This is a genomic window from Euzebya sp. (genome assembly GCF_964222135.1).
Taxonomy (GTDB): Bacteria; Actinomycetota; Nitriliruptoria; order Euzebyales; family Euzebyaceae; genus Euzebya.
In genome coordinates this window covers 1-12836 of sequence record NZ_CAXQBR010000038.1, presented here as the reverse complement: position 1 = coordinate 12836, position 12836 = coordinate 1, and the positions used below count along the sequence as shown (strand labels likewise).

Below are 12836 nucleotides of genomic sequence, written 5' to 3'. Positions count from 1 at the left end.
CTCCAGTGGCGTTCGGCTCGTCCCCACCGATCCTCCCACCGATCGCGGCCGCCGTCGATCCCCCTCCCGGAGGGGGACGCCCCTCGCGCGGGCGGGTCCGGAACCGACGAAGCCCGCCACGTGGGCGGGCTCCGCGGACGAGTCTGATGATCGCTTCCCCACAACCACCTGACCCGGTCCGGACAGTATGCCCGACGCCGGGCGTCCTGCCCCAGCCGTCGGGGTGGACAGGTCGGCCAGGTGGCCCCGCGGGATCGCGACGCGGGTCAGAGCGTGGCGAGGGCGGCGTCGTAGTCCGGTTCGGTGCCGATCTCGGGCACGAGCTGGGAGTGCACCACCGTCCCCTCGGCGTCGACGACCACGACGGCGCGGGCGGCGAGGCCGGCGAACTTGCCGTCCGCGAGCCGGACGCCGTAGTCGCTCAGGACCTCGGGGTTGCGGAAGACCGAGCCCATGACGACGTCGTTGAGGTCCTCGCCGCCGCAGAAGCGCGCCTGGGCGAAGGGCAGGTCGGCGGAGATGCACAGCACCGTCGTCCCCTCGAGGTCCGCGGCGCGGCTGTTGAACTCGCGGACGCTGGCCGCGCAGACGCCGGTGTCGACGCTCGGGAAGATGTTGAGGACCAGCCGCTGGCCCGCCAGGTCGTCGCTCGTGACCGTCGTCATGTCGCTCCGGGTCAGGGTGAAGGCGGGGGCCTTCTCGCCGACGGCGGGCAGGTCGCCCTCGGTGTGGACGGGGTTGCCGCCCATCGTGATCTCAGCCATGTCCGGTGATGTCCTCTTCGTCGTGGGTGCCCCGGCACCCTGCCGGGGTCGGGCGGCGCCCATGGTGCCCCGGTCGGGGGTCAGGCCACCATCGTCGCGGGGTCGACGCCCTGCTCGAGGCACCACTCGCGGTAGCGGATCGGGCTGATCTCGCTCGGCTTGATCTCGCTGCGGCCGCCCCAGAACACGTTGGTGTAGGTGACGGGGATGCCGATGGACTCGAGGTGCTCGTCGATCGCGGCCTTGTGCGCGAGGACCCGATCCTTGTCGGTGCCGTGGGACACGCCCATGATGTTCACGTCGGCGAACTCCGGGCCGCCCTCGCGCCAGTAGGCGTGGGTCATGCAGTGGAAGCGCCCGACCTCGCGGCCGGCGCGCATCTCCTCCCCCTCCGGCACCCGCCAGTGGAACAGCGCGTTGTAGCGGGTGACGCGCGTGCCGTCGCGGTGTGCCTTGACGTGCTCGAGGAACGTCGAGAACCGGCCGATGACCCGCTTGGCGTTCAGGTCCTCGGCGATCGCGCAGAAGTCCTCCACGGTCTCGCCCGCCTCCGCGGCGCGCGGCACCCACAGGTCGGGTTGCAGCTCCTCTGGTTCGAACTCCCGCTTCATCGCCATCAGGACCCGCCACTCCCGCTCGGTCAGGTCGATGATCGTCGTGTCGAGCACCCGCCCCGGCTCGGGGGTCTTGTCCCCCGGCTCGACGTCGCGCCGGCGGACGTGGCCGACGCCGAGGGCGAACAGCTTCTTCGCCGGCAGCAGCCGGTAGCCGGTCGCGCCGGTGCGGTCCATGAGGAGCCGGCAGTGGGCGTCCATGTCGTAGGGCCGCGGGACCTTGAGGGTGGTCCACAGCTTGTACTGGCTGCCGGGGGTCTCGCGGTCCGTCGTGCGCAGCACGACGTGCCCGCTGAAGGGGTCCTCGGCGAACATGTGCTCGAAGGCGTCCTTCAGCCGCTCCGACGGCACCGTCCAGGCGACCAGCGCGCCGGGGGCCAGGCTCGTCGTCATCAGCGTCTGGCGGACCCGGCGGATCGTGCCGGCCCGCAGCATCGCCGCGATGCGCTCCACGACGGTGTCGACGTCGACGCCGGACTCCTCGGCGATCCGGCGGAGGGGCTGGCGGTGGAACCCCTGGATCCGGTCCTCCGAGACGCGGAGGATCTGGGCGTTGACGGGATCGTCGACGGTCGCGGGGATCGTGGGGGCGTCCATGGCGGCCGAGTGTAGGGAGGGGTGCAGGATCCGACCCGTCAAGTCCCAGCCGGCACTGCCGATCGGACGTCGATGGGTCTCCACGGCGGAACGGACGGGCGGACGCCGGTGGGCGCCGCGCTGCGGCCTGCCGCGGGTCTGTGGTCGACCGCGGGCCTGTGGGCAGCCGTGGCCGTGGCGGTCGCGGTGGCCCTCGCGACGACGGCGCTGCCCGAGCCCCTCCACCGTGCGGTCGTCGTCCTCCTGGCCACCGCCGCAGGCGTCGTGGGGCTGGTCGCCACCGCGGCCGGTCGGCGGCGGGCCGTCCAGCCCCCGCGGTGGCCGGTCTTCGGAGTCGGCATGTCCGCGGCGGCGCTGGCGCTCGCCTACGACGTGCTGGCCGTCGGCGACACCGACGTGGTGGTCCTGACCGCGGTCCTCGCCGGGGCCGTCGGCGTCGGGTTCGGGCTGGTCCCCGCCATGGCGCTGCACCGGGCGGAGCCCGAGGACTGGATGGACGTCGGCCTGATCGCGACCTCCGTGACCTACGTGACCGCGTGGCACGGCCTCCCGCGCACCGCGAGCGGCGGGATCGTCAGCGCCGCCCTCGTCCTCGTGGTCCTCCTCGCCGCCGGTGTGGTCGCGATGATCCTGGTCGGCGCCCGCGCACGGGGCGTCGGAGCCGACCGCGCGGTGGTGGCGGCGGGACTCGGGTCCCACCTGGTGGCCACGGCCCTCCACCTGGGTGCCGGCCGGGACGCCGACCGCCTGACGACGGCGCTGCTGCTGCTCGGCTCCCTGCTGATCGCCATCGCGTTGGTGCGCGTCGGCCGGGCTGGGCTGGCCGTGGGCGCGGGCCACGGCCGCCGCGACGCCGCCTGGTGGATCCCCATGACCTCCCCGGTCGGGGTCTTCGCCGGGTACGTCGGCATGGTCGGCCACCCCGAGGACGCCGTCGACGTCAGCCGGGTGCTGATCGCCCTGGCGGGCAGCCTCCTGTGCGCGCGGATCGTCCTGACCATCCGCCGGCTGACCCGCGTCGTCGACGAGGTGCGCCGCGACCGCGAGGCGCTGGCCCTGATCGCCCGGACCGACAGCCTGACCGGGCTCGCGAACCGCGGGTGGCTCGCCGACCGGCTGGAGGGGTGGCTCGCGCCGGGCACCGCGGGCGACGACGACGAGGTGTGCCTGCTGTTCTGCGACCTCGACCGCCTGAAGGTCGTGAACGACGGGCTGGGATACGGCATCGGGGACGCGCTCATCCGCCAGGTCGCCCGCCGCTGGCAGCAGCTCATCGGTCCCGAGGTGCTGTCGGCACGGGTCGGCGGGGACGAGTTCGCGTTCGCGCTCCGCGGTCCTGCGGAACAGGCCGAGGCGCTGGCGCAGCGGCTGCACGCCTCCCTCGAGCGACCCATCGGCGCCCGCCACCACCGCCTGTCGGTGTCGACCAGCATCGGGATCACCGTCGGTCGACCCGGTCGGGCGAGCCCCGACTCGTTGCTGCGCGACGCCGACGTCGCGATGTACCGCGCCAAGGCCGTCGGCGGCGGCACCACCCGGTGGTTCGACGAGGCGATGCACCACCAGGCCCTGCGACGGCTCCAGCTCGAGCGCGAGCTCCGCCAGGCCCTGGTCGACGGCTCCGTCGAGGTGCACCTGCAGCCGATCGTGGCGCTGGCCGACCAGCGGGTGGCCGGGGTGGAGGCGCTCCTGCGCTGGACCCACCCCGACATGGGGCGTGTCGCCCCCGACGAGGTCATCGACCTGGCTGAGGAGACGGGCCTGATCGTCCCCCTCGGACGCCACATCCTGTTCGAGGCGTGCGCGGCCCTCACCCGCGTCCGCGCCGCGGGTCACGACGTGCCGAGCGTGGCCGTGAACACCTCAGCGTCCCAGCTCGTGACGGCCACGTTCACCCAGGACGTCGCGGACGCGCTGGCGACCCACGGCCTGGACGCGGGTGCCCTCACCATCGAGGTGACCGAGGGGGTGCTGCTCGACGACGGGACCGCGGCGGAGACCCTCGACGCCCTCCGCGCGATGGGCGTCAAGGTCAGCCTCGACGACTTCGGGACGGGGTACTCGTCGCTGTCCTACCTGGCCACCTTCGCGCTGGACCAGCTGAAGCTCGACCGGTCGTTCCTGTCGAGCGACGAGCGCGGTGTGGTCGTCGGCGGGATCCTGCGGATCGCCCACGACCTCGGACTGCCCGTCGTGGCCGAGGGCGTGGAGACCCGCGACCAGGCCGACCGCCTCCACGCCATGGGCTGCGCGCTCGTGCAGGGCTGGGCGTACACCGCGGCCCTCGCCGTCCCGGCGCTGCTCGAGTGGCTGGAGGCGAGGCAGGCGGCCGTGGCCGAGGAGCCGGTCGTCCTGGGGTGAGCCGGTCGTCGTGGGTGGAGGCCGCTGAGACGCCGGCTCACCCTCCCCCGCGCGGTCGCGCGGTGACTACCCTCGGGGGACGCGACCGCTGGAGGGACCCCATGACGACGTCGACGGCCGAGCAGCTGTGGGCCGAGATGCCCACCATCAAGACCGGGCAGGACTACGTCGACAGCCTGCGGGGGCGGGGGACCCGGCTGTTCCTGATGGGTGAGCGGGTCGACGAGCCCGCCGACCACCCGATCATCCTCCCGTCGATCAACGCGATGCGGGCCACCTACGACCTGGCGGTGGAGCACCCGGAGCTGGCGACCGTCCACTCCCCCCTGATCGACGCGCCCGTCAACCGCTTCCTGCACGTGACGGCGTCACCGGAGGAGCTGGTCGCCAAGCACCGCATGCAGCGCGCCCTCGGCCAGCGGACGGGCACGTGCTTCCAGCGCTGCGTCGGCATGGACGCCGTGGCGACGCTGCACTCGGTCACCTATGACGTCGACGAGGCGGAGGGGACGGGCTACCACCGCCGGTTCCTCGACTTCCTGACCCGGCTGCAGCGCCACAACCTGGTCCTGGCCGGCGGCATGACCGACCCCAAGGGCGACCGGTCGAAGCGGCCGCACGAGCAGGCGGACCCCGACGTGTTCCTCCGGGTCGTCCGGCGCAGCGAGGACGGGGTCTGGGTCCGCGGGGCGAAGGCCCACATGACCGGTGGCTGGAACAGCCACTGGATCGTGCTGATGCCGACCCAGCACCTGACGCCGGAGGACCGCGACTTCGCGATCATCGGCGCGGTCCCGGTCACCGCCCCGGGGATCACGTTCGTCTACGGCCGGCAGGCCTCGGACACCCGTGCGCTCGAACCGGGGACGATGGACCAGGGCAACGCGCGCTTCGGCGGGCAGGAGGTGCTGGTCCACTTCGACGACGTGTTCATCCCGAACGAGCACGTGTTCCTCGACGGCGAGGTCGACACCGTCCGGACGTTGGTGCAGCGCTTCACGCGGTACCACCGGTCCAGCTACATGTGCAAGACCGGACTGGGTGACGTGCTGATCGGCGCGGCGGCGGAGGTCGCGGACGCCAACGGGGTCCCCGGTGCCAGCCACATCGCCGACAAGCTGGTGGAGATGACCCACCTGAACGAGACGATCTGGGCGGCGGGTCTGGCCGGGGCGGGCGAGGCGGAGACCCTCCCGAGCGGCGCGGTGATCAACGACGCGATGCTGTCGAACGTCGCCAAGCACAACGTGACCAGGTTCCCCTACGAGATCGCCCGGCTGGCCCAGGACATCGCCGGCGGGCTGATGGTGACCATGCCGTCGGAGTCCGACCTGCGGTCGGAGGAGATCGGCCCGCTGGTCGAGCGCCTGCTCGCCGGACGGGCGGACGTCCCGACCGAGGACCGGCTGCGGATCATGCGGCTGATCGAGAACATGACGATCGGCCGCAACGCCGTGGGCTACCTGACCGAGTCGCTGCACGGCGCCGGGTCGCCCCAGGCCCAGCGCATCGAGATCGCCCGCGCGATGGACCGCGACGCCAAGCGCGCGTACGCCCGGGACCTGGCAGGGATCCCCTCGGCGTCGGAGTAGGTCGCTTGGGGTCGGTCGCTTGACCACCAGGTGGGTGCACCGCCCGCCGCTGCGAGCGGGAACCGCACCCACGCAGTCGCCGCACCTCGCAGTGGGTGCACCGCCCGCCGGTGCGAGCGGGAACCGCACCCACGCAGTCGCCGCGCCTCGCAGCGGGTGCACCGCCCGCCGCCGCGAGCGGGAACCGCACCCACTGGGAGGGGATCACGTCCCCAGGCCGGTCAGCTGGCGCGGGACTCCGCGCGCAGGGCGAACTCGGGGCCGACGAAGGTGTGGCCGAGCATGCAGCGGGTGCGGAGGTACCGCTCGGGGCCGTCTAGGCCCGGCAGCTGGAAGCAGCCCGTGACCTCGGTCAGGTGGCCGCAGGCCATGCAGGACTCGAGGTCGAGCGTGGTGGTGGCCGACCGTGCGGTTCCGAGCGGGTTCTCGTGCATGACGTCCTTCTGCGCGTCCGTCGGTGCGTTAGGGCCCCCTAACCTAACAGCCCCGGCCGTCCCGGGCCCAATCGGGTGACGGCATTTGTGCGGCGGCGGGTCGGACGGGGATGATGCGCATCGATCTCCCGCGTCCCGAAGGAGCCCCGGTGTCCACGACCAGCCTGCCCCTCGTCCCCGCCGCGCGTCCGGCCTGGACCGCGTCGATCCCCCGCCAGGTGGTGCTGGCGGTGGCCGGGAGCGCCGCGCTCGCCGTGTCCGCGCACATCGCGGTGCCGATGTGGCCGGTGCCCATCACGGCCCAGACGCTGGTCGTGCTGGCCCTCGGCTTCGCGTTCGGCCCCACCCTGGCCGCCAGCACCGTCGTGCTCTACCTGATCGAGGGCGTCGCCGGCCTGCCAGTGTTCACCGTCCCGCCGGGTCCCGGCGCACTCGCCGGTCCGACTGCGGGCTACCTGTTCGGGTTCGTGGCCGCCGCCGCCCTGACCGGCGTCCTGGCGCAGCGGGGCTGGCAGCGGAACCCGGCGACCGTCGCGGCAGGCATGGTGCTGGGGAACCTCACCATCTACCTCGGCGGGGTGGGCTACCTCACGACCCTCATCGGGTTCGACGCGGCCCTGAGCGGCGGCCTCTACCCCTTCCTGATCGGTGACGCGGTCAAGATCGCGCTCGCCGTCGCCGCCCTGCCGATCCTCACCCGCCGCATCGAGCGCTGATCGCCGGGCCCGATCACCACGGGGCGTTCCGGGTAGGGCCTCGGCATGGACGCACACAAGCAGTTCACCGAGACCGTGACCGTCGACCGCCCCGTGCGGACCGTCTACAACCAGTGGACGCAGTTCGAGGAGTTCCCGGAGTTCATGGAGGGTGTGGAGCGCGTCGAGCAGCTCGACGACACCCACCTGCGCTGGACCACCGAGATCGGGCTGGTCTCCAAGAGCTTCGAGACCGAGATCTCCGAGCAGATCCCGGACGAGATCATCATGTGGCGCGCGACCGGGGGTGACGTCGCGCACGCCGGCAAGGTGACGTTCGCAGCCGCCGGGCCGCAGCAGACCGAGGTCACCGTGAACATGGCCTGGCAGCCGGAGTCCTTCGCCGAGAAGGTCGCCGACTGGACGAACGTGACCGAGCGCCGCGTCAAGGGCGACCTCGAGCGGTTCAAGGCCTTCATCGAGAGCCGCGACGCCGAGACCGGCGCCCACCGCGAGACCCACGTGTAGCGAGGGCGATCATCGGCACGATCACCCTGCTCCGCCACGGCCAGGCCTCCTTCGGGGCGGCGGACTACGACGCCCTCAGCGACCTCGGGCGGGAGCAGGCGGCCGTCGCCGGTGCCGAGCTGGCCCGCCGGGGCCTCCGCGACCCGCTGATCGCCAGCGGGTCGCTGTCACGCCAGCGCGAGACCGCCGCGATCGCGATGACGGCGATGCGCCTGTCCGGCGAGCCGCGCACCGACAGCCGGTTCGACGAGTACGACCACGTCGGCATGGTCGCCGCCGAGGTGGGTGACGACCCCGCGGTGATGGGTGATCCGACGCGGTTCCAGGCCGTGCTCGACGAGTCGCTCGGGGCCTGGGTGACCGCCGACGCCGCGGGTGGCTGGCGGGACTTCTCGGCTGGTGCCACCGCGGCGCTCGCCGAGCTCGCAGACGACCTCGGGTCGGGTCGTGACGCGGTCGTCAGCACCTCCGGCGGGGTGATCGCCGCGATCGTCGCACACCTCCTCGGCCTCGGCGCCGACGGTGTGGTCGCCCTCAACAGGGTCGTCGTGAACGCCGGCCTGACCACCCTGATCGTGGGCCGGTCGGGCACGCACCTGCTGACCTTCAACGACCACGCCCACCTGACCGGCGACGCCGCGCACCTCCGCACCTACCGCTGAGCGCGCCCTACCGCTGAGCGGCCAGCGGCGGCTCGAACGCCGCCGGGTCGGCGCAGTAGGCCCGCAGGTCGCGGGCCAGCCGGGCGGCGTGGAACCCGTCGAGGTAGCGGTGGTCCATCGTGGCCGACACCGTCAGCATCGGCCGGGCCACCACCACCCCGTCCTCGACGACCGCTCGGTCGGCCACCTCCCCCACCAGCACCAGGAACGGGACCCGGTAGAACGGCGACAGCGGCGCGTAGGCGTGGCCGATGCCGAACATGCCGACGCTCGACACGAGCGCGCTCCCGAAGGTCTGGCGGCGGACGCCCACGGCCGGCAGGTCGAGGTCGAGGTCGATCGACAGGACCGCGAGCAGCCCCATCAGCCACCGCAGCACCCGGGTGGGCAACCGGTCGAGCAGGCCCTTGGCCTGACCGAGGTCGTCCTCCTCACCGCTGCGGAGCCGAGCCGCGCGGCCCGCGACCTCGTCGGCGATCGCCGTCACGGCCTTCTCGTCGGTCCGGGCGACCTTCACGCCCGAGAGCTCGTCGCCGTCCGCCGTCGAGGCGATGAAGAAGATGTCGACGGTCGGCCGCCGCACGAACCGCCCGAGGCGGATCCGCCCGTTCAGGTCCGGGTTCCGCGCCAGGGCGTGGGCGACGGCCTTGCCGACCAGGTGGGTGACCGTCACCGGGTGCCCGTCCGCCCGGGCGGCCTCGACGTAGGCCAGCAGCGGGCGGGCGTCGAGCTCCACATCGCCGTACATCTGCGGGTCGCTCGGCGCGCGCCACGTCGCCGCGGAGATCTTCCGCCACCCGCTGAGTCTCACGGCCATCCCGGCATTCAACCCCATGCACCCCCCTGCCGAGGGGGCCTGAGACGCCATCTCGGGACCGGCGTCCGTAGACTCCGCCGGTCAGCCAGCAGGAGGGAGCCGCTGTGGTGTTCTCGATCGACGTGCCGACCGAGCTCGAGGTGCAGGGCGACGTGGCCGAGGGCTACGGCCCGGTGGCCGACGCGTTCCGCCGCAACGTCCGCGACCGCGGTGAGGTGGGGGCCGCGTGCGCGGTCGTCCGCGACGGCGAGGTCGTCGTCGACCTGTGGGGCGGCTACCGCGACGGCCACCGCCGGCTGCCGTGGGCCGAGGACACCCTCGTCACGATGTTCTCGACGACCAAGGGCGTCGCGTCGATGGCCGTCGCGCTGGCCCACGCCCGCGGGCTGGTCGACTACGACGCCCCCGTGGCCCGGTACTGGCCGGAGTTCGCCGCGGCGGGCAAGGACGCGGTGACCGTGCGCCAGCTCCTCAGCCACCAGGCGGGCCTCGCCGTCATCGACAGCCCCCTCGACGTGGACGACCTGCTCGACCTCGACCGCATGGCCGCCGTCATCGCGGCCCAGGCCCCCGCCTGGCAGCCGGGGACCCGCCACGGGTACCACGGCATCACCCTCGGCTGGTACGAGGGCGAGCTGATCCGACGCGTGGACCCCGACGGCCGGTCCCTCGGCCGGTTCTTCGCCGAGGAGATCGCCCGCCCTCTGGACCTCGACGTCCACATCGGCCTGCCCGACGACGTCGATGTGGGCCGGCTCGCGTTCATCCACGGCTACAAGCCGGCGGAGATGGTCCTGCACGTCCACGAGCTGCCCTGGCGGTTCGTGGCCGCGTTCCTCAACCCGCGCAGCGCGACCGCACGGTCCTTCGCGAACCCGGCGGTGCTGGCGGAGCTCGCCAGCTACAACCGCATCGACATCCTCCGCGCCGAGATCCCCGCCGCGAACGGCACCGGACGGGTCCGCGACGTCGCCCGGGCGTACGGGGAGTTCGCGACCGGCGACCAGTGCCTCGGCCTCGACGAGGCGACCCTGTCCGCCCTCCGCGATCCCGCCACCCCACCCGCGGAGGGGCTCGAGGACGAGATCCTGAAGGTCGAGACCACGTTCAGCCTCGGCTACATCAAGCCGTTCCCCCGCTTCCGCTTCGGCACCGCCGCGGACGCGGCCTTCGGCACGCCCGGTGCGGGCGGCTCGTTCGGCTTCGCCGACCCGGACGTCGGCATCGGGTTCTGCTACGCGCCGAACCGCTCGGGCTTCCACCTGTGGGACGACCCGCGGGAGCTCGCCCTGCGGGATGCCCTGTACGTCGACTGCCTGGCCGAGCGTCCCCAGCACCCCGACCGCTGACGGTCAGGCGGGCGGCACCCGCAGCACGACGACCGCCACGTCGTCCACCAGCGGACCGTCCTGGTGGGCGCGGGTGGCCGCGATGACCCGGTCGGTCAGCTCCGCGGCGGTCTCGTCGGGATGGCGGGCGTCGGCGAAGACGGCGGCGACGACCCCCTCCTCCCCCATCAGCCGTCCCTCTGCGTCGCGTGCCTCGGTCGCGCCGTCGGTGACGAGCACCAGGGCGTCGCCCGGTCGGAGGGTGAGGGTCTCCACGGTCAGGGCGGCGTCGTCGAACATGCCGAGGGGCCGGCCGGCGGGGTACAGCTGCTCGAGCGCGCCGTCCGCCCGCCGGATCACCGGCGGCGGGTGCCCCGCGGTGGTCAGCGCCACCTCGAGTGGTGCGGTCGGGTCGTCGGCCCGAGCCGTCGCGTCGAGGGACAGCAGCACGGCGGTCAGGTGCGGTGCCTCGTCCTCGGGCCGGCGGGCCATCTGCCGGTTGAGGGACTCGAGGACCGATGATGGGTGGTGGGTCCGCGCGGCGGCGGCGCGGATGGTCCAGCGGGCGGACACCGCGGTCTCCGCTGCCGTCGGCCCGTGGCCGCAGACGCCGCCGAGGGTGACGAACCAGCGGTTCGGCACGGTCTCGAAGACGTCGTAGAAGTCGCCGAGGACACCGAACCCGTCGCGCGCGGGCCGGTGTGCGGCGGCGACGTCGAGCCCCTCCACCTCCGGCACCGCGGGGGGCAGCAGGCTCTGCTGCAGCGTGCGGGCGAACAGCGACGCCCGGTCGAGTGCGTCGCGCAGGGCGATCTCGCCGGTCGCCGCCTCGGCCAGCGCGGACAGGACCTCGAGGTCGTCGGACGTCCACTCGCGCACGCGCTGGTCGACCACGCAGAAGGTGCCGAGCACCTGCCCGTCGGGGCTGTGCACCGGCATGCCGGCCCAGGCCGCGATGCCCATCGAGGCGATCGACGGGTTGTCGCGGGTGATCGGGTCGGTGGCGGCGTCCCCGGTGATCAGGGGGGCGCCGCTCGCGATCACGTACTGGCAGAACGAGTCCGCCAACGGGTTCTCCGTCGCATCGCCGTCGACGCCGGTCCGGCTCTTCCAGAACGACCGCGTCTCGTCGACCAAGGTGATGAACGCAGCGGATGCGCCGAGCACCCTGGCCGCGAGGCGGGTCAGGCGGTCGAAGGCCTCCTCGGGCGCGGTGTCGAGCAGGTGGGTGGCGTGGACCGCCGCCAGGCGGCGCCGGTCCGACACCGGGGACTGGGCGGTCTCAGGCATGCGGCGTCCCAGGGTACGGCGTCGCCGCCGGCTCACGCCTCCACCCGGGAACAGGTATGCGTACGCCGCGGGGCACGCGCCACCTGACCCAGGAGGAGGATCTTCGCAGCGCGGGCGTGCAGACCGTGACCAGACCCTCAGCTGATCCTGGGGGACGCCGATCGAGTGCGGGACCGGGGGCCCACACCCACGAGCCGGAGCCGAAGATGTTGACGTCGATGACCCTGAAGAAGCAGCTGCTGTCCGCGTTCGCCGTCGTGCTGGTCGCCTTCGGCGCGCTGACGGTGTTCCAGATCTCCGCCACCTCGTCGGTGACGCAGAACATGGAGTCGTTGTACACCGACGCCTACGACCCCACCCGTCTCGCGGGGGAGATCCGCAGCGACCTCGCGCGGTTGAACATCTTCACGCGGCGCGCGGCCGAGACCGACGTCACCGCCGAGGCCCGCCAGGCCAACGACGCGGAGATCACGGACGCGATCGGCGACATCGACGTGGCCCTCCCCGAGCTGGGTGAGGGTCTGCACGACGCCGAGGAGGAGGCGACGTTCGCGACGGTGGAGGAGTCGTGGCGGTACCTCTCGCCGCTGTGGACCAGCGTGCTGGAGGCGGGTGACGAGCAACAGGCCGCCGCCGACGGGGTGCTCGCCACGGACGGGTACGCCGCGACCTACCAGACCGCCGACGACGCCATCGGCGAGGTCCTCGACCTCCAGGCCGCCATCGCCACAGAGTCCTTCGAGACCGCCGATGCCCAGGCGACGCGCAGCCGGACGATCTCGATCGTCGTCGCCCTCGTGGTGGTCGCCGGCGGGCTCGCGCTGGCGTGGTCGGTGGCGCGGACGGTGACCCGCAAGGTGCAGGGCTCGGCGACGGGCGTGTCGACCAACGTCGACTCCCTGGCCGCGGTGTCCGCGCAGCTGTCGAGCTCGGCTGAGGAGACCTCCGCGCAGGCCAACGTGGCCGCCGCGGCCGCTGAGCAGGTGTCCGCGAGCGTGCAGACGGTGTCGGCTGCGGTGGAGGAGATGGGCGCCAGCGTCCGCGAGATCGCCCAGAACACCACCACCGCGTCCACCGTCGCCTCCCGCGCGGTCGACGTGGCCGACCAGACCTCGGCGACCGTCGCCAAGCTGTCGGCCTCGTCGGTGGAGATC

12 protein-coding genes are annotated in these 12836 nt (G+C 73.1%); 7 read left to right on the top strand and 5 right to left on the bottom strand.

All coding sequences use genetic code 11. The features are described from left to right. Positions 1–266 precede the first annotated feature (266 nt). Both tpx and ACEQ2X_RS09025 read right to left on the bottom strand, forming a co-directional pair. The gene (tpx, locus tag ACEQ2X_RS09030) at positions 267–764 is read right to left on the bottom strand and encodes a thiol peroxidase (RefSeq protein ID WP_370325475.1); all 498 of its coding nucleotides are present in this window, start codon (positions 762–764) and stop codon (positions 267–269) included. A gap of 80 nt (positions 765–844) precedes the next feature. After that, the gene (locus tag ACEQ2X_RS09025; RefSeq protein WP_370325474.1) at positions 845–1975 is read right to left on the bottom strand and encodes an Lrp/AsnC family transcriptional regulator; all 1131 of its coding nucleotides are present in this window, start codon (positions 1973–1975) and stop codon (positions 845–847) included. Between the two features lie 108 nt (positions 1976–2083). Here ACEQ2X_RS09025 and ACEQ2X_RS09020 point away from each other — a divergent pair, with 108 nt between their 5' ends. After that, positions 2084–4336, top strand: coding sequence for a putative bifunctional diguanylate cyclase/phosphodiesterase (locus ACEQ2X_RS09020; protein WP_370325473.1), 2253 nt, complete (start codon positions 2084–2086; stop codon positions 4334–4336). Positions 4337–4437: 101 nt separating this feature from the next. Further along, entirely contained in the window at positions 4438–5928 is a 1491-nt protein-coding gene (locus ACEQ2X_RS09015) for a 4-hydroxyphenylacetate 3-hydroxylase family protein (protein ID WP_370325472.1), read from the top strand. 221 nt (positions 5929–6149) lie between these two features. Here ACEQ2X_RS09015 and ACEQ2X_RS09010 read toward each other — a convergent pair whose 3' ends face one another. Continuing rightward, positions 6150–6362, bottom strand: coding sequence for a hypothetical protein (locus ACEQ2X_RS09010; RefSeq protein ID WP_370325471.1), 213 nt, complete (start codon positions 6360–6362; stop codon positions 6150–6152). A gap of 149 nt (positions 6363–6511) precedes the next feature. Here ACEQ2X_RS09010 and ACEQ2X_RS09005 point away from each other — a divergent pair, with 149 nt between their 5' ends. Genes ACEQ2X_RS09005 through ACEQ2X_RS08995 form a run of 3 tightly spaced genes read left to right on the top strand, consistent with a single transcriptional unit; the run spans position 6512 to position 8247 of the window. After that, on the top strand, positions 6512–7078 hold the full coding sequence (locus ACEQ2X_RS09005; RefSeq protein ID WP_370325470.1) for a biotin transporter BioY: 567 nt from the start codon (positions 6512–6514) through the stop codon (positions 7076–7078). Between the two features lie 45 nt (positions 7079–7123). Beyond that, positions 7124–7585, top strand: coding sequence for an SRPBCC family protein (locus tag ACEQ2X_RS09000; protein WP_370325469.1), 462 nt, complete (start codon positions 7124–7126; stop codon positions 7583–7585). After that, positions 7477–8247 (top strand): histidine phosphatase family protein, encoded by a 771-nt coding sequence (locus ACEQ2X_RS08995; RefSeq protein ID WP_370325553.1) that lies wholly within the window; start codon positions 7477–7479, stop codon positions 8245–8247. Before ACEQ2X_RS09000 ends, ACEQ2X_RS08995 begins: the two co-directional genes overlap by 109 nt. A gap of 7 nt (positions 8248–8254) precedes the next feature. Here ACEQ2X_RS08995 and ACEQ2X_RS08990 read toward each other — a convergent pair whose 3' ends face one another. Further along, entirely contained in the window at positions 8255–9064 is an 810-nt protein-coding gene (locus ACEQ2X_RS08990; protein ID WP_370325468.1) for a 2-oxo acid dehydrogenase subunit E2, read from the bottom strand. Between the two features lie 104 nt (positions 9065–9168). On the opposite strand from ACEQ2X_RS08990, the gene ACEQ2X_RS08985 reads away from it, so the two are divergent. Then, the gene (locus tag ACEQ2X_RS08985) at positions 9169–10413 is read left to right on the top strand and encodes a serine hydrolase domain-containing protein (protein WP_370325467.1); all 1245 of its coding nucleotides are present in this window, start codon (positions 9169–9171) and stop codon (positions 10411–10413) included. A 3-nt stretch (positions 10414–10416) separates the two neighbouring features. Here ACEQ2X_RS08985 and ACEQ2X_RS08980 read toward each other — a convergent pair whose 3' ends face one another. Next, entirely contained in the window at positions 10417–11682 is a 1266-nt protein-coding gene (locus ACEQ2X_RS08980) for a PP2C family protein-serine/threonine phosphatase (protein ID WP_370325466.1), read from the bottom strand. A 218-nt stretch (positions 11683–11900) separates the two neighbouring features. Between ACEQ2X_RS08980 and ACEQ2X_RS08975 the strand changes: the two genes are divergently transcribed. Further along, a partial coding sequence (locus ACEQ2X_RS08975; RefSeq protein WP_370325465.1) for an MCP four helix bundle domain-containing protein occupies positions 11901–12836 on the top strand: 936 nt, incomplete at its 3' end.